The sequence below is a fragment of the Rhodovulum viride genome (assembly GCF_003265965.1).
Classification (GTDB): Bacteria; Pseudomonadota; Alphaproteobacteria; order Rhodobacterales; family Rhodobacteraceae; genus Rhodovulum; species Rhodovulum kholense.
This window is the reverse complement of record NZ_MUAV01000004.1, coordinates 159,753-175,777: the sequence shown is the minus strand read 5'-3', so window position 1 is coordinate 175,777 and position 16,025 is coordinate 159,753. Positions and strand designations below refer to the sequence as shown.

General features: G+C 68.7%; 18 protein-coding genes and 1 other RNA gene. 10 read left to right on the top strand and 9 right to left on the bottom strand.

All coding sequences use genetic code 11. From position 1 onward, the window contains the following. Positions 1-166: 166 nt before the first annotated feature. The 4 genes from BYZ73_RS04895 to BYZ73_RS04880 are packed head-to-tail and all read left to right on the top strand — an operon-like array spanning position 167 to position 4,018. Positions 167-1,153, top strand: a complete 987-nt coding sequence (locus tag BYZ73_RS04895) for an iron-siderophore ABC transporter substrate-binding protein (RefSeq protein WP_112315110.1) — start codon at positions 167-169, stop codon at positions 1,151-1,153. Beyond that, entirely contained in the window at positions 1,150-2,184 is a 1,035-nt protein-coding gene (locus BYZ73_RS04890) for a FecCD family ABC transporter permease (protein WP_112315109.1), read from the top strand. The genes BYZ73_RS04895 and BYZ73_RS04890 overlap by 4 nt, the downstream gene beginning before the upstream one ends. Further along, positions 2,181-3,215 (top strand): FecCD family ABC transporter permease, encoded by a 1,035-nt coding sequence (locus BYZ73_RS04885; protein WP_112315108.1) that lies wholly within the window; start codon positions 2,181-2,183, stop codon positions 3,213-3,215. The genes BYZ73_RS04890 and BYZ73_RS04885 overlap by 4 nt, the downstream gene beginning before the upstream one ends. Continuing rightward, positions 3,212-4,018: an ABC transporter ATP-binding protein gene (locus tag BYZ73_RS04880; RefSeq protein WP_112315107.1), complete on the top strand. Its 807-nt coding sequence runs from the start codon at positions 3,212-3,214 to the stop codon at positions 4,016-4,018. The genes BYZ73_RS04885 and BYZ73_RS04880 overlap by 4 nt, the downstream gene beginning before the upstream one ends. A 225-nt stretch (positions 4,019-4,243) precedes the next feature. Here the strand turns inward: BYZ73_RS04880 and rpmG are convergent, their stop codons facing one another. From rpmG to gatC, 7 genes are all read right to left on the bottom strand, one after another. Further along, positions 4,244-4,411, bottom strand: a complete 168-nt coding sequence (gene rpmG / locus BYZ73_RS04875) for a 50S ribosomal protein L33 (RefSeq protein ID WP_042459900.1) — start codon at positions 4,409-4,411, stop codon at positions 4,244-4,246. 139 nt (positions 4,412-4,550) lie between these two features. Then, positions 4,551-5,267: a DUF533 domain-containing protein gene (locus BYZ73_RS04870; RefSeq protein ID WP_112315106.1), complete on the bottom strand. Its 717-nt coding sequence runs from the start codon at positions 5,265-5,267 to the stop codon at positions 4,551-4,553. A 146-nt stretch (positions 5,268-5,413) separates the two neighbouring features. Continuing rightward, positions 5,414-5,791: RNase P RNA component class A (rnpB, locus tag BYZ73_RS04865), an RNA gene on the bottom strand. Between the two features lie 12 nt (positions 5,792-5,803). Next, positions 5,804-6,430, bottom strand: coding sequence for an N-acetylmuramoyl-L-alanine amidase (locus BYZ73_RS04860; RefSeq protein ID WP_181497964.1), 627 nt, complete (start codon positions 6,428-6,430; stop codon positions 5,804-5,806). A gap of 67 nt (positions 6,431-6,497) precedes the next feature. Continuing rightward, complete coding sequence (locus BYZ73_RS04855) at positions 6,498-7,151, bottom strand: hypothetical protein (RefSeq protein ID WP_181497960.1); 654 nt, start codon at positions 7,149-7,151, stop codon at positions 6,498-6,500. Between the two features lie 46 nt (positions 7,152-7,197). Beyond that, on the bottom strand, positions 7,198-8,685 hold the full coding sequence (gene gatA, locus BYZ73_RS04850; RefSeq protein ID WP_112315104.1) for an Asp-tRNA(Asn)/Glu-tRNA(Gln) amidotransferase subunit GatA: 1,488 nt from the start codon (positions 8,683-8,685) through the stop codon (positions 7,198-7,200). Positions 8,686-8,689: 4 nt separating this feature from the next. After that, positions 8,690-8,977 (bottom strand): Asp-tRNA(Asn)/Glu-tRNA(Gln) amidotransferase subunit GatC, encoded by a 288-nt coding sequence (gatC, locus tag BYZ73_RS04845; protein ID WP_112315103.1) that lies wholly within the window; start codon positions 8,975-8,977, stop codon positions 8,690-8,692. Positions 8,978-9,210: 233 nt separating this feature from the next. Between gatC and purU the strand changes: the two genes are divergently transcribed. Both purU and BYZ73_RS04835 read left to right on the top strand, forming a co-directional pair. Further along, positions 9,211-10,071: a formyltetrahydrofolate deformylase gene (gene purU / locus BYZ73_RS04840; protein WP_112315102.1), complete on the top strand. Its 861-nt coding sequence runs from the start codon at positions 9,211-9,213 to the stop codon at positions 10,069-10,071. Positions 10,072-10,387: 316 nt separating this feature from the next. Beyond that, on the top strand, positions 10,388-10,579 hold the full coding sequence (locus tag BYZ73_RS04835) for a hypothetical protein (RefSeq protein WP_108026268.1): 192 nt from the start codon (positions 10,388-10,390) through the stop codon (positions 10,577-10,579). 83 nt (positions 10,580-10,662) lie between these two features. Here BYZ73_RS04835 and BYZ73_RS04830 read toward each other — a convergent pair whose 3' ends face one another. Beyond that, complete coding sequence (locus BYZ73_RS04830) at positions 10,663-11,325, bottom strand: ceramidase domain-containing protein (protein ID WP_112315101.1); 663 nt, start codon at positions 11,323-11,325, stop codon at positions 10,663-10,665. Between the two features lie 111 nt (positions 11,326-11,436). Between BYZ73_RS04830 and BYZ73_RS04825 the strand changes: the two genes are divergently transcribed. Further along, complete coding sequence (locus BYZ73_RS04825) at positions 11,437-12,129, top strand: metal-dependent hydrolase (protein WP_108026265.1); 693 nt, start codon at positions 11,437-11,439, stop codon at positions 12,127-12,129. Between the two features lie 77 nt (positions 12,130-12,206). Here BYZ73_RS04825 and BYZ73_RS04820 read toward each other — a convergent pair whose 3' ends face one another. After that, positions 12,207-12,659 carry a nucleoside deaminase gene (locus BYZ73_RS04820; protein ID WP_108026263.1) on the bottom strand — a complete coding sequence of 151 codons (453 nt, stop codon included), beginning with the start codon at positions 12,657-12,659 and terminating at the stop codon, positions 12,207-12,209. A gap of 75 nt (positions 12,660-12,734) precedes the next feature. On the opposite strand from BYZ73_RS04820, the gene BYZ73_RS22660 reads away from it, so the two are divergent. The 3 genes from BYZ73_RS22660 to BYZ73_RS04810 all read left to right on the top strand — a co-directional run bounded on the left by BYZ73_RS22660 (position 12,735) and on the right by BYZ73_RS04810 (position 15,994). Further along, complete coding sequence (locus tag BYZ73_RS22660) at positions 12,735-13,736, top strand: pseudouridine synthase (protein WP_181497959.1); 1,002 nt, start codon at positions 12,735-12,737, stop codon at positions 13,734-13,736. 165 nt (positions 13,737-13,901) lie between these two features. Then, the gene (locus BYZ73_RS22655; protein ID WP_181497958.1) at positions 13,902-14,816 is read left to right on the top strand and encodes a 5-bromo-4-chloroindolyl phosphate hydrolysis family protein; all 915 of its coding nucleotides are present in this window, start codon (positions 13,902-13,904) and stop codon (positions 14,814-14,816) included. After that, on the top strand, positions 14,813-15,994 hold the full coding sequence (locus BYZ73_RS04810; RefSeq protein ID WP_112315100.1) for a toxic anion resistance protein: 1,182 nt from the start codon (positions 14,813-14,815) through the stop codon (positions 15,992-15,994). Before BYZ73_RS22655 ends, BYZ73_RS04810 begins: the two co-directional genes overlap by 4 nt. Positions 15,995-16,025: the final 31 nt, after the last annotated feature.

Here is a 16,025-nt window from a genome sequence, read left to right as displayed (position 1 = left end):
CCGACCGCCTCTAGACGCTCGTGCCGCCGAGGTACAGCCATTTCCGAGTTTTTCTGTCGGGCACCTTGACCTCCGGCGATCCGGCGGCCAGAGAGGCGCGGCGGCTTGACCCTGCCGGGCGATGATGAAATGTTGACCAAAATTGTCAACCTTTCAGGCCTCCGAAATGTCGAACCTCCCCCGCCTTTGTCTTTGCCTGGGCCTTGTCGCGATGGCGGCGCATCCCCTCCCGGCGGCCGCCGATGACTATCCGCTGACCGTCCGGCACGCCTTCGGCAGCACCACCCTCACGGCACAGCCGGTGCGCGTGGCGACCGTGGCCTGGGCCAATCACGAGGTGCCGCTGGCGCTGGGGGTGGTGCCGGTGGGCTTTGCCCGCGCCAATTTCGGCGACGATGACGGCGACGGGCTGCTGCCCTGGGTCGCGGCACGGCTGAAGGAGCTGGGCGCCGAGACCCCGGTCCTGTTCGACGAGGGCGACGGCATCGACTTCGAGGCCGTGGCCGCGACCCGGCCCGACGTGATCCTGGCGGCCTATTCCGGGCTCAGCCGGTCGGATTACGAGATCCTCAGCAAGATCGCCCCGGTCGTGGCCTATCGCGACGCGCCCTGGTCCGGCGACTGGCGCGAAACGATCCGGCTGAACGGCACGGGTCTTGGCCGCGCCGAGGCCGCCGAGGCGCTGATCGACCGGATCGAGGGCGAGATCGCCGAGGCGCGCGACCGGCATCCCGAACTTGCGGGCAAGTCGGCGATGTTCGTGACCCATCTCGACACCCGCGATCTCAGCGTGGTGCGGTTCTACACCGCCGCCGACACGCGGGTGAAATACCTTAAGGATCTTGGGCTTGACCTGCCCCGCAGCGTCGAGGAGGCCAGCGGCGACGGCCAGTTCGCAGGCGCCTTCAGCGCCGAGCGGATCGACGCCTTCGACGATGTCGACATCCTTGTCACCTATGGCGGACAGGCGCTGCTGGACCGATTGCAGGCCGACCCGCTGACCTCGCACATGCCGGCCGTCGCCAAGGGCGCGGTGGTGATGCTGGGCGATGATGCGGTCGGCACCGCCGCCAGTCCGACGCCGCTGTCGATCCCCTGGGTACTGGGGGACTACGCCGACCGTCTGGCCGAGGCGGCGCGGGCCGCCGAATGAGCGCGGCATCCGCCGAAGGCCCGTCCCGCATCGGCGGGGCGGACCGCGCACGGCTGGGCTGGCTGGTCGCGGCGCTGGGGCTTTTCCTTGCGGCCGGCGCGCTGTCAGTCGCAGTCGGCACCCGGCCGGTCGGCTGGGGCGACATCCTCGCGGGGATCGGCGGGCGCGCCGACAGCATCGGCGGGGCGGCGGTGGCGGCGCGGCTGCCGCGCACCTGCCTGGCGGCGCTGGCGGGCGCGGCGCTGGGGCTGGCGGGCGCCGTGATGCAAGGCGTGACCCGCAATCCGCTGGCCGATCCGGGCATTCTGGGCGTCAATGCTGGCGCCGCTCTGGCGGTTGTGATCGGCATCGCCTGGTTCGGCATCGCGACACTGTCGGCCTATATCTGGATTGCCATCCTGGGCGCGGGCCTTGCCGCGGGCTTGGTCTATGCCATCGGCACGCTGGGACAGGGCGGCGCCACGCCGCTGAAACTGGCGCTGGCGGGAGCCGCGACCTCGATTGCGGCCTCGTCGCTGACGCTGGCCGTCACCCTGCCCCGTGCCGATATCGCGGGCGGCGTCCGGTCCTGGCAAGTGGGCGGCGTCGGCGGTGCGACCTTCGAGGCGCTCTTGCCGATGCTGCCGGTGCTGGCCGTCGGGCTGACGCTGTCGCTGCTGTCGGCGCGCGGGCTGAACCTGCTGGCGCTGGGCGACGACACCGCCGCGGGGCTTGGCCTTCGGGTGGCGCGGACCCGTGGCATCGCCGCGCTGGGTGCGGTGCTGCTCTGCGGCGCGACCACCGCGATCTGCGGCCCCATCGGCTTCGTCGGTCTGGTGGTGCCGCATGTCTGCCGCCTGCTGGTCGGGGTCGATCACCGCTGGCAGCTGCCCTTCGCCGCCCTTGCGGGCGCGATCCTGCTGCTGTCTGCCGATGTGGCGGGGCGGGTGCTGGCCCGGCCATCCGAGCTTGACGTCGGCATCGTCACCGCCTTTCTGGGCGCGCCCTTCTTCATCTGGGTCGTCCGCCGCCGCCGGTTGCCCGCGCTATGACCGCGGCCCTCGCCAACCGGATCGCCGCCGCCGGGCGCGCCAGAGCCCGCCGCCGGACCCGCATCGCGCTGGGACTTGGCGTGCTGCTCTGCGCGGGCGTGGCGCTGGTCCTGATCTCGGGCCCGACGCTGACCCCGCTGCTGGACGTGCTGCGGGTTCTCGCAGGCGGCGACGTGCCGGGCGCGAGCTTTGCCGTGCGCGAGCTGCGCCTGCCCCGCGCGGTGCTGGCGGTGCTGGCCGGGATGAGCTTCGGGCTGGGCGGCGCGGCTTTCCAGACCATGCTGCGCAATCCGCTGGCCAGCCCCGATATCGTCGGCATCACCGCAGGCGGCAGCGCTGCGGCGGTCTTTGCCATCGTCGTGCTGGGCTGGCGCGGCCCCGAGGTGTCGGTCTTCGCGCTGGCCATGGGGCTGGCCGCGGCCCTGGCGATCTACCTTCTGTCCTGGCGCAACGGGGTCGCGGGCGCGCGGCTGATCCTGATCGGCATCGCGATCTCGGCCATGCTGGACAGCGCCATCGCCTATATCCTGTCGATCGCCCCCACCTGGACCCTGCAGGAGGCGATGCGCTGGCTTGCGGGCAGCCTCAACGGCGTGCAACTGGCCGAATCCGGGCCGCTTCTGGCCGCGCTTGTTGTCTTCGGCGGACTGCTGCTGGCGCTGTCGCGCGATCTCGAGGCGCTGCGGCTGGGCGATGACAAGGCGGCGGCGCTGGGCGTCCGGCTGGGCCGCACCCGGCTTCTGGTGACGCTGGCGGCGGTCGGGCTGATTGCCGTCGCGACCTCGGTCACCGGCCCGATCGCCTTCGTGGCCTTCCTCTCGGGGCCGATTGCCGCGCGTCTGGCCGGGCCCGACCGCTCGGTGCTGATCCCGGCCGCGCTGATCGGCGCGGGCCTGGTGCTGGCCGGAGATTTCGCGGGCCAGAGCCTCCTGCCCTCGCGCTATCCGGTCGGGGTCGTGACCGGCGTGCTGGGCGCGCCCTATCTTCTGTATCTCATCATCCGCGTGAACCGCGGCGGAGGCTCGATGTGACCGCCCCACCCCTGCTCGTCCGCGATCTTCAGGCAGGCTACGCCGAGCGCACCATCCTCGACGGGCTGACCCTGGCCGTGCCGCCCGGACAGATCACCGCCATCGTCGGCGCCAATGCCTGCGGCAAGTCCACGCTCTTGCGCTGCATCGCCCGGCTGCTGGCACCTGCCCGGGGTCAGGTGCTGCTGGACGGCAAGGAGATCCACCGCATGGCGCCGCGTGCCCTCGCCCGCCGGATGGGGCTTTTGCCGCAAGCGCCGGTCGCGCCCGAAGGCATCGCGGTCGCCGATCTGGTCGGGCGCGGGCGTTATCCGCATCACGGGCTGCTGTCGCGCTGGTCGCGGCAGGATCACGAGGCCGTGGCCGCGGCGCTTGAGGCCACCGGCACCGCCGATCTGGCCGAACGCGCGGTCGACGAGCTGTCGGGCGGCCAGCGTCAGAGGGTCTGGATCGCGATGGCGCTGGCGCAGGAGACCGAGCTGCTTCTGCTCGACGAGCCCACGACCTTTCTCGACATCGCCCATCAGGTCGAGGTGCTGGACCTGCTGACCGACCTGAACCACAGCCGCGGCACGACCATCGTCATGGTGCTGCACGATCTCAATCTCGCGGCACGCTACGCCGATCATCTGGTCGCGCTGGCGGGCGGGCGGCTTTACGCGCAGGGCCGCCCCGAAGAGGTGCTGACGGCGGAAACGGTGAAGGCGGTGTTCGGGCTCGACTGCCGGGTCGTGACCGACCCGACCTCGGGCCAGCCGATGATGCTGCCACTCGGGCGGCACCGGATGCAGGCCAGCGCCTGACGCGACCGGCGTCCCGGGAAACGGCCCCCGCGCAAACCGCCCCTCTGACACAGACGGTCCCTGACGAACGGCCCCTGACGAACGGAACCGGGCAAAGGAAGCCGGGCAAACGGGCATTGCGCGGACAGACCTTGCAGGAACGGACCCGCGCAAAACGAAAGGCCGCCCCTTGCGGCGCGGCCCCGGTCTGACCCTTGCCGGGGATGACCCCCGGAGGCGGCTAGATCACTTGATCTTGCCTTCCTTGTATTCGACGTGCTGACGCACGACGGGGTCGTATTTCTTGACCACCATCTTCTCGGTCATGGTGCGGGCGTTCTTCTTGGTCACGTAGAAATGGCCGGTGCCCGCGGTCGAGTTCAGGCGGATCTTGATGGTTGTCGGCTTCGCCATGTCTCATCTCCGTCGCGCGGGCGGCATTGCGCCCGTGAATTCCTTGAAGCCCGCGTTTTAGCGATCCGCGCCACCGAGTCAAGCGGGTTCTGGCCGTGCAGCCCCTGCCCGCCCCTGCCCGCCCCGGGGGGCGCGTGTCTCAGGCCAGCACCTGCGGCAACCGCATCGCCTTGTGGATCCGCTGGCGCGCGGCGCGGCCCAGATGCAGCGCCTCGGCCAGCCGGTCGAGATGGGCGATCTCGGGCGGGCTGTCGACCTTGGTCGTCACCACCGCCGCGGCATAGACCGCCGTGCGCTGGTGGTTGCCGGTCTCGGCGGCCAGCGCGTCGATGTCGATGGGTTTGCCCATCTCGGCCTCGACGAAGGCGCGTTCCTCGGCCGTGGCATCGCCCAGCACATCGAGGATCGCGGCGCGCTCGGTCGCGTCGATCTCGCCGTCGGACTTGGCCGCCATGATCATCGAGCGGATCAGCAGCCGCGCGTTCTTCTCCATCGTAACGCCGGGCGGCGAGACCTCGCCCATCGCGTTCAGGATATCCCGCGCATTGACCGAGCCCGCCCAGGCGGCCCCGCCCAACGCTGCCATCAGCCCGCCAAGCCCGACCATCGCGTGATCGCCGGTCTCGCGCGCCTTCGCGCCCAGCCACTTGGCGTTGTCCTTCAGCGCCGCGGCGCCGCCCGGCACCTGCATCCGCTCCAGCAGCGGCCCCATCTGGCTGCCGATCCCGGCCCGCGTCGCCGCCGATTTCACGGAATCGGCGATCCCGGCGCCGCCCCCCATCTTCTGGAACTTCTCCAGCCCCTTGGCGGCCGCAAAGCCCACGGCAAGGGTGGCCATCGTCCTGACAAAACTCATCCGGTCTTCCGTCCCTCTGCTATCCCCTGTCCGGGGCAGCGCGCTTCCCACCCTCGGAACCTAGACGCTTTCGGGCATCGGCCAAGACCAAAAACAGCCCGTCCCGGCCAGGGCCGGGCAGCGTTTCGAAGGGAGACAGGCCAGATATGCGCGGATGACCTGTAAGCCGGATTCTGTCCGGGGGCGCGAGGCCCCCTGGATGACCATTCCTCTGGGCGTACCGTTACCGATACGCTCAAGCTGCCAACCCGGACCCCTGGGCCGAAGCCGCCCTGCAGGTCCAGCCTGCGCGGGGTCCCTATTCGGCATTGCTCCCGGTGGGGCTTGCCGTGCCGGTCCTGTTGCCAGTCCCGCGGTGGGCTCTTACCCCACCGTTTCACCCTTACCTCCGAAACCGGAGGCGGTCTGTTCTCTGTGGCGCTTTCCCTGGGGTTTCCCCCGCCGGGCGTTACCCGGCACCGTTGCTTCGTGGAGTCCGGACTTTCCTCGAGGGCTTGCACCCCCGCGGCCATCCAGCCATCCGCGCGAGGCCCGATCTAGGCGCCCGCGCCGTCCGGGTCAACGGGGAAGCGGCGGGCAAGATCGGCAATGACAGACATGTCGGCGGCGGCAAGCGGCCCCTCGGCCCAGGGGCGGAAGCGCTGGCGCAGCGCGTCGAGCACGTGGCCCGTCTGCCACCCCGCGCCATAGCCGAAGGCCGTGGCGGCCTTGCGGAAGGCGGCCTCGTCGGGGGCGATGGCACCGACCGGTTCGGGCCAGACCGCCAGCCCCTGCCGCGCGAGCCTCAGCCAGTCGAACCGCCGGCCCGGGTCCCATTTGCGGTCAGGCGCCATGTCGGAATGGCCGATCACCCGTTCAGGCCGGATCGACCAGCGCGCGAGGATGCCAGGCAACAGCACCTCGAGCGCGGCCATCAGCGGCGCCGGGAACGGCCGGTCGCCCGGATTGTCGAGCTCGATCCCGATCGAGCGGGAATTGACGTCCTCCACCCCGCCCCAGCATCCGGCCCCGGCATGCCAGGCCCGCGCCGTCTCGTCGACCAGCTGGACGACCTGTCCGTCGGCGGCGATCAGGTAATGCGCCGACACCTCGGCCGCCGGATCGCAGAGCCGGTCGAGTGCCGACGCGGCGTCGGCCATGGCGGTGAAATGGAGCACGACCATGTCGGGCCGCGCCCCGCCACGCCGGGCGCCGCAATTGGGCGAGGGACGCCAGAGCGGCGTCACGCGGTTATCTTTCAGCAAGCCGGAACGGCGAGGGGTCCCAGTAGCAGGCGAAGCCGTCGCCATCGGGGTCGATCCCCAGCCGGTCGCGCTCGGGCCCGCCATTCTTGAGGAAGGCTTCCTGAGCGTGATCGTCCGAGCCGTACTTGGCGCAGCGCCGGGCCAGGGTTTCGGGCGCAACGGCGCGGCCGCGCTTGTAGACCTGCTGGCCGAGCGGATTGGTGGTGCTCAGCGCATATTCGATGATGCCGGCACCATCGCCGCCCGGACGGGGCGGCAGCGGCTCGGGCTGGATGAAGGTATATTGCTCGCGCTGCTGCTCCAGCCGCTCGCGGTCGCTGGCGATGGTCTCGCGGGCGCTGACGGCGGCGAAGCTCTGTTCGTCCGAGATCCCGGCATGGTTTTCAGCCTGCGCGCCGGGCATGGCGGTGGCATCGGAACTCTCGACCGCCGAAATTGGCCCGCCGGTGATCTCGGTCACGACGCCCTGCGCGGGCGCCGCATCAAGCGGTTGGGCCGAGACCGTGCCCTGCAGCACACCCTCGCGATGGGCGCTGTAATCGGCGTAGTTGTCGAACCCGACTCCGGCCGCGGAATCGGGCAGTTGCGTATTGCACGCGGCCAGCGCCAGAAGCGCCATCGCGGAGGTCACGGCACGCATCGCGTCCATCCTGCTCGTGGTTTCGATCCCAGTGATCCGGCGCGCCTTACCACCATTTCGCGGGCTTGGAAACAAATCCTGCGGCGCGTTCAAGAACATGTGCGGTGTTCAGCAGATCGCCCTCGCCCCAGGGCTGACCGATCAGCTGAAGCCCCAGCGGCAGGCCCTGCGCGTCAAGCCCCGCGGGCACCGAAATGCCCGGCAGACCGGCGAGGTTCACGGTCACGGTGAAGACGTCGTTGAGATACATCGCCACCGGATCGGCATCGGCCATCTCGCCCAGACCGAAGGCGGCCGAGGGCGTCGCGGGCGTCAGGATCGCATCGACGCCGCCGGCGAACACCTCGTCGAAGTCGCGCTTGATCAGCGCGCGGACCTTGCGGGCGCGGTTGTAATAGGCGTCGTAGAAGCCCGCCGACAGCACATAGGTGCCGATCATCACCCGGCGCTGGACCTCCTTGCCGAAGCCCTCGGCGCGGGTCTTTTCGTACATCTGCACGATGCCGTCGCCCTGCCCCAGCTTTGCCCGGTGGCCATAGCGCACGCCGTCATAGCGCGCGAGGTTCGAGGACGCCTCGGCGGGCGCGATCACGTAATAGGCGGGCAGCGCGTATTTCGTGTGCGGCAGGCTGATCTCGACGATCTCGGCGCCTGCATCCTTCAGCATCGCACTGCCGTCGGCCCAGAGCTTCTCGATCTCGGCGGGCATGCCCTCCATGCGGTATTCCTTCGGGATACCGATGGTCTTGCCGCGAATGTCGCCCGTCAGCATCGCCTCGAAATCCGGGACCGGAATGTCGGCGCTGGTCGAATCCTTCGGGTCATGGCCCGACATCGCGCCCAGCATGATAGCGGCGTCGCGCACCGTCCTGGTCATCGGCCCGGCCTGATCCAGCGACGAGGCAAAGGCCACGATCCCCCAGCGCGAGCAGCGCCCGTAGGTCGGCTTGATGCCGACGATGCCGGTGAAGGCTGCGGGCTGGCGGATCGAGCCGCCGGTATCGGTGCCGGTCGCGGCCATGCACAGATCGGCGGCCACCGCCGAGGCCGACCCGCCCGAAGAGCCGCCCGGGGTCAGCGCCGTGTCCTCGTTGCCGCGCCGCCAGGGGTTGACCGCATTGCCATAGGTGCTGGTCTCGTTCGACGAGCCCATGGCGAATTCGTCCATGTTCAGCTTGCCCAGCATGACCGCGCCCGCGTCCCAAAGGTTCTGGGTCACGGTCGATTCATATTCGGGCTTGAAGCCGTCGAGGATCTTCGAGGCGGCCTGCGAGGCCACGCCCCTGGTGCAGAAAAGATCCTTGATCCCCAGAGGCATGCCGCAAAGCGCGGGCGCCTCGCCCGCCGCGATCCGCGCGTCGGCGGCCCTGGCCTGGTCCAGCGCGATCTCGGGGGTCTTGTGGACGAAGGCGTTCAGCGCGCCCGCGCCGTCGATGGCCGAAAGATAAGCTTCGGTCAGGGCGACCGAAGTGGTCTCGCCCTTGCGCAGCGCATCGCGCGCCTCGGCAATGGTCAGCCGGGTCAGATCGCTCATGGCGTTACTCCACCACCTTGGGAACCGCGAAAAAGCCCTCGCGCGCGTCGGGCGCGTTGGCCAGGATCCGGTCCTGCATCTCGCCGTCGGTCACCACATCCTCACGGCGTTTCAGCCGCATCGGGGTGACGCCGGTCATCGGCTCGATGCCGGTCACGTCGACCTCGTTCAATTGTTCCATGAAGGTCAGGATGCCCGACAGCTCCTGCGCCAGCGCCGGCAGGTCGTCTTCCTGAACGGCGATCCGGGCGAGGTGCGCCACCCGCCGCGCGGTGTCGATGTCGATGGACATGGGGCCGCCTTTCCGTGCTCGTGAAATTCGTCCCCGCGTTTAGCCGTCTGCCGCGCATGCTGCAAGAGCGCGCCCGGGGGCCGAGCCCCCCAGCCCCGCAAGGCGACAGGCAATGTCGCGGGCGGGACGCAAAGCGGCGTCGGGGGAATGGCGCTTGCACTCGCGCCGGGCCTTTCTCCATAACGCAAGGCGCCGAAACGCGCGTTCAAGACATTCAGGCAAGGATTCCGCCGATGGCCTCGACACATTTCATCCTGACGCTCACCTGCGACGACCAGCCCGGGATCGTCGCCACCGTCGCGAATGCGGTCACCGCGCTCGGCGGCAACATCCAGGACAGCGCCCAGTTCCGCGATCCCGAAAGCAACCGGTTCTTCATGCGGGTCGCGTTCCACACGCAGGCCCCGTCCGAGGCCGAGGCGATCCGCGCCCGGCTGGCCCCCGCCATCAACGGCTACGGCATGGATGCCGAGGTGGTCGATGCCGAGCGGCGTCCGAAGATCATCCTGATGGTGTCGAAATTCGACCATGCGCTGCTGCATATTCTCTATCAGATCCGGGTCGGCTGGATGGAGGCCGACGTGGTCGCCGTGGTCTCGAACCACGAAGACAGCCGCGCCACGGCCGAGGCGGCGGGCATTCCCTATTACTGCTGGCCGGTGACGAAAGAGACCAAGGCCCAGCAGGAACAGAAGCTGATCGACCTGGTGGCCGAGACCGGCGCCGAGCTGGTGGTTCTGGCGCGCTACATGCAGGTGCTCTCGGACAAGCTCAGCCGCGCGCTGTCGGGGCGGGTGATCAACATCCACCATTCCTTCCTGCCCTCGTTCAAGGGCGCGAAACCCTATCACCAGGCGCATGAGCGCGGGGTCAAGCTGATCGGGGCGACGGCGCATTTCGTGACCGCCGATCTCGACGAGGGGCCGATCATCGAGCAGGAGACCGAGCGCGTGAACCATGCCTTCTCGGCCGAGGACTATGTGGCGGTCGGGCGCGACATCGAAAGCCGGGTGCTGGCGCGGGCGGTGCGGCTGCATCTGCAACGCCGGGTCCTGCTGAACGGTCACAAGACTGTCGTCTTCATGCCCGGCTGAGGCCGGAGATGGCGATTCGCCGGAGGCCCCCTCCCTCCGGCGCATCGGCCAGGGCGCTGACCCCAGGCCCCCTTTCCGAAGAAAGGGGAATTTGTCCAACAATTCCTTTTTACCTTTTCGCATTTTGCGGCGTTTCGCCAAGCCACCCGCTTTTCATTCCGGAATGCCAGACTTGCACAATGTGATAGCGCGTTATTTTATACCACATTAAAAGGAGGCCACGCCTTTGGATGTCTGCCCCTTAAAATCGCATGTTTTAATTCTACTGAAGAATGTACCATGCTGCCTTGAACCCGCGTTGGAGGAGATGTCGGGCATGGATGTGCTGGAGCGTATCAGGGGAACGCGTATCCCTCTTGCCATTCTTGCAATCGAGGCCGACGTTCCCGAAGCCGACATCGCGGCGGCGCTCAAGGGCTCGGGCGCGCTGACATTTCTGCAGGAATGCCGGATTGCCCGGCATCTCGACAGATCCGACCTGACGGGGCGATGGCGCCGCCGGAACTGACCGGGCGCCCGCGGGCCTGTCCGGATCGGCGGGCAGGAACTCGATCTATGCCGGACGCGGGCAGATCGGCAGGGTCCGAGGTCTCATCCCGGCGCGGCGTCCATGGAAACGCGCTGCACATGCCGCCGGTAAACCTCGATCATCCAGCCCAGCATCGCCGCGTTGAGAAGGTGCCACAGAAAATGCGTTCCCAGCGGCAACACCGCGCAAACCGGCATGTCGATGGTGCGGAAGGTCAGCGAGACCGTCAGCAGGCCGACGCCAAGTCCCAGCCCGGCCGCGACCTCCGGCAGGCGGCGGGCCAGAGCCAGCGCATAGACGAGGATCAAAAGCGCGACCGGCGCATAGCCCGCCGACGACCCAAGCCACTCGAGACGCCCGAAAAGCGGGCCGGTGACGGCGGCGTAGGGAAAGAAGAGCGCGGTCAGCCCCAGCGCGGGCCAGAGCCCGAGACCCCAATAGGCGCGGTTGGCCACGAAGACATATAGCAGGATGAAACAGAGGATCGGCAGGACATCCGCCAATGAGGCCCATTCGGTGGCCAGGGTGTGAAAGAGAAAGCTGCCGATACCGATCACCCCCAGCACCGCCGCCAGCGCGCGGCCCAAAGGCAGCCCGGCACAGCGGTGCCACATCACCAGCGCGGCCAGGACGAAGGCGGCATTGGTCGCGGCATTCACCGGCTCGGCCCAGAAGGTGAAATCGGTCCGCTCGCAATAGGCGTCGATCTGTCGCGTCCAGTCCATGGGAATGCCGGCTCCGCTCTGTTACCTTTCCCGGCAATCATGGAGCACGCGGCCGGCGCGGCAAAGGGAGAAACCCGGGGGCGGGGCCGGCGCGGCAGAGGAGAACGCGACATGAAGATCACCTGGCTCGGGCATTCCGGCTTCCGTATCGAGATCGAGGACCAGATCCTGCTGATCGACCCCTGGCTCGTGGGCAATCCGATGTTCCCCGAAGAGCGGCGGGCCGAAGCCATCGGCGGCGCGACCCATATCCTGGTCACCCACGGCCATTTCGACCATGTCGCGGACACCATCGCCATCGCGCGCGAGCTGTCGATCCCGGCAGTCGGCATCTTCGATCTGATGAGCTGGTGGGAATCCCGGGAAGGGATCGAGGTGATCGGCTTCAACAAGGGCGGCACGGTCCGGCTTGGCACTGTCGCGGTGACGATGGTGAACGCCACCCACTCCTCCTCGACCCAGGGAGCGGACGGCCCGGTCTATACCGGCACCGAATCGGGGTTCATGATCGCCGGCGAGGGCCATGTGATCTATGTCAGCGGCGATACCGACGTGATGGCGGACATGGAGATCTTCAATGACCTGCATGCGCCCGATATCGGACTGCTATGTGCCGGCGGACACTTCACCATGGACATGAAGCGCGCGGCCTATGCGGCCCGGACCTTCTTCCATTTCAAGACGGTGATCCCCTGCCACTATCGCACTTTCCCGCTTCTCGAGCAGTCCGCAGAGGCGCTTAAACAGAACCTGCCCGGCGTGCGGGTGATCGAACCCGAGGTCCTGGTGCCGATCGAGCTATAGGGCATCCTCTGCCCCAGCGCGGGCCGCCACGATTTTTCGCAGAAAAATCGCGCCCTTCGGCGGCCCCTCCGCCCCGCTCACCGACGCGGGGCGAAAAACGCCTTCAGAAGCGCCTCGGCCTCGGTCGCCGCAATGCCGTCATAGACCTCCGGCACATGATGGCTCTGCGGATGATCGAAAACCCGCGCCCCATGCGCAACGCCCCCCGATTTCGGGTCCGCCGCCCCGTAATACAGCCGCGCGATCCGCGCCTGCCCGATGGCCGAGGCGCACATCGGACAGGGCTCCAGCGTCACATAGAGATCATGGCCCGGAAGCCGTTCCGACCGGGCCGCCGCGCAGGCCGCCCGCAGGGCCAGGATCTCGGCATGGGCGGTCGGATCGGCCAGTTCCCGGGTCCGGTTCCCCGCCGCCGCCACGATGCGGCCGCCGGGCGCCACCACGACCGCGCCCACCGGCACCTCGCCCCGCCGCTCCGCGGCACGGGCTTCGGCCAGCGCCCTGTCCATATGGCTGCGAAACGGGCTCATCCTTCCCTCATGCCTTGCCCCCGTCGCCCGCGCAAGCCGCTTCCCCCGCCCCTCGATCCGGCGTAAACCCCACCCATGGACAAGACCGGACAAGAGGGCGAGCGGATCGCCAAGATCCTGGCGCGCGCAGGGCTCGCGTCGCGGCGCGAGGCCGAGCGGATGATCGCCGCCGGGCGGGTAACGGTGAACGGCCGCCGGATATCCAGCCCCGCGCTGAACGTGACCGCCGCCGACCGGATCGCCGTCGACGGCGCCCCGCTGGCGGCGGCCGACCGGCCGCGGCTGTGGCTCTATCACAAGCCCGCGGGGCTCGTGACCACCGCCAAGGACGAGAAGGACCGCGAGACCGTCTTCGACAAGCTGCCCGAGGACATGCCCCGGGTCATGTCGGTCGGACGGCTCGACCTCAATTCCGAGGGCCTGCTGCTTCTGACCAATGACGGCGCGATCAAGCGGCGGCTGGAACTGCCCTCGACCGGCTGGCTGCGCAAGTACCGCGTCCGGGTCAAGGGCACGCCAGAGGATGCCACGCTCGCCCCCCTGCGCGAGGGCATCGTCATCGCGGGCGAAAGCTTCCGGCCGATGGAGGTCACGCTTGATCGTCAACAAGGCGCCAATGCCTGGCTGACCGTCGGCCTGCGCGAAGGCCGCAACCGCGAGATCCGCCGCGCCATGGAGGCTATCGGGCTGACCGTGAACCGGCTGATCCGGATCAGCTATGGCCCGTTCCAGCTTGGCGCTTTGAAGGCGGGCGAGGTCGAGGAGATCCGCGGCCGCGTGTTGCGCGATCAGCTGGGGCTCGAAAGCCCAGAGGGCGAGGCAACCGGCCGTGCGAAGACCCTGCGTCCCCGATCGGGCAGCGGGAAACCCGCAGGTCCCAAAGCGCCCGGATCGAAGCCCGGCGGCGCTAGGGGAACCGACCAAAAGCCGCCCGGCGCCAAACCTGCGCGCCGGACGGGCGGACGCGACCAGGAAGACATCTCGGCCCCCCCCCCGGGCCGCAAACCGCCCCGCGGCACCGGAGGCACGGGCGCCGCGCGGCCGATGCGGCGGCGCGGCAAGGCTCCGCCCGGCTGATCGGCAAAACCCGCCGACACTTGCTTTTAACGGCCGCGTCGCATCCCATGTATAAGGGAAGATCGTGAAGACAGAGGGGATCATGTCGGGCACCGGGTTGCAGAAACTGTCATTCTTCCTGCTGATCGCGCTGGTCCTTTACGTGGCCGTCATGGGGGGCGCGTGATGGCCAACCGGTTCGGCGGCCGCTACAGCCCCGGCACGCCCGGCCCCGAGACGGTCGCGCCCCCCCGCCATCCGTTCCAGGGGCGGCGTCCGGCACGGGCCGCGGGCCGGGCCAATGCGATGTTCTTCGCACCCCTGCCGCTTTTGCCGCGCGCTTTCTTTTCCGACCCGGCGGGGCTGGCGCTGACGCTTGGCGCCTTCGGCGTGCTGATCCTTGCCGCCTGGCTGACCCGCGAGGGGCTGCGGGCCGAGGATGCCTGGGCCGCCCGCAAGGTCGCCCGCCGCCCGGCGCTGCCGCGCAAGATCCTGGGCTCGGTCCTGACAGGCGCGGGGCTCTTGCTGGCGGGGATCGGTGGCGGCGACTGGCTGGCCCCGGCGATCTATGCCGTCTTGGGCTCCGCCCTTCACAGCTTTGCCTTCGGCCTCGATCCGCTCAGCGACAAGGGGATGGAAGGCATCGACAGCTTTCAGCGGGACCGAGTGGCGCGCGCCATCGAAGAGGCCGAAAAGCATCTGGCGACCATGTCCGAGGCGATCCGGCGCGCCGGCGACCGCGGGCTCGACGCGCGGGTCGAGCGGTTTCAGGCGGTCGTGCGCGACATGTTCCGCACCGTCGAGGAAGACCCGCGCGACCTGACCGCCGCCCGGCGCTATCTGGTCGTCTATCTGCTGGGCGCGCGCGACGCGACCGTCAAGTTCGCCGATCTTTACGCCCGCACCCGCGATGCCTCGGCACGCCGGGATTACGAGGCGCTTCTGGGCGATCTCGAGGACAATTTCGCTGCCCGCACCCGGGCGCTGATTCAGGACGACCGCACCGATCTTGACGTCGAGATCGAAGTCTTGCGCGACCGGCTGCAACGGGAAGGCATCCGCCCGGTGCCCGTCGCGCCCATTTCGGGAGAGAATGCATGAGCTCGGACAACAATCGCCTGAAGGCGGCGCAGGACGTCGCCGAAGTTGAAAAAGTGACATGGGCGGTCCTGCCCGAACCGGCCCGGGATCTGGTCCCGCTGGAAGGGGCCGAGCCGCCGGTGGCCGAGGCGATCCGCGCCCGCATGGCCGAGATCGACATGTCCGACAGCAATTCGATCATCGGTTTCGGGTCCAGTGCCCAGGCCGAGTTGCAGACCATCAGCCAGGCCATGCTGGCCGATGTGCGCAACAAGGACGTGGGGCCTGCGGGCGACTCGCTCCGCGAGATCGTGACCACGATCCGGGGTTTTTCGGTGTCCGAAGTCGACGTGCGGCGCGAGGCGAGCTGGTGGGAAAAGCTGATGGGGCGCACCGCGCCCTTCGCCAAGTTCGTTGCGCGATTCGAGACGGTTCAGGGCCAGATCGACTCGATCACCGACCGGCTGCTGACCCATGAACATACGCTGCTGAAGGACATCAAGTCGCTCGACAAGCTTTACGAGAAGACCCTCGATTTCTACGACGAGCTCGCGCTTTACATCGCCGCGGGCGAAGAGAAGCTGAAAGCTCTCGACGCGACCGAGATCCCCGCCAAGGAGGCCGAGGTCGCCGCGGCCCCCGAGGCCGATCAGGTGATCCGGGCGCAGGAATTGCGCGACCTGCGCGCCGCGCGCGACGATCTTGAACGCCGGGTGCATGACCTCAAGCTGACGCGGCAGGTGACGATGCAGTCTCTGCCCTCGATCCGGCTGGTGCAGGAAAACGACAAGTCGCTGGTCAGCAAGATCAACTCGACCCTGGTCAATACCGTGCCGCTTTGGGAAACCCAGCTGGCGCAGGCGGTCACCATCCAGCGCTCGAAAGAGGCCGCGCTGGCGGTGCGCGAGGCCAGCGACCTGACCAACGAGCTGTTGACCGCCGATGCCGCCAACCTGCGCCAGGCCAACAGGACCGTGCGCGAGGAAATGGAACGGGGCGTCTTCGACATCGAAGCGGTCAAGAAGGCGAATGCCGATCTGATCGCGACGATCCAGGAAAGCCTGACCATCGCCGACGAGGGCAAGACCCGGCGCGCCCAGGCCGAGGACGATCTGAAAAAGATGGAGGCAGAGCTGCGCGACACGCTCGCCGCCGCCAAATCGCGGGCGCAGGGCGCCGGCGCCCTGCCGGAGGCCTGACCGCATCGTGACGCCCGCATCGCGCCCTTCT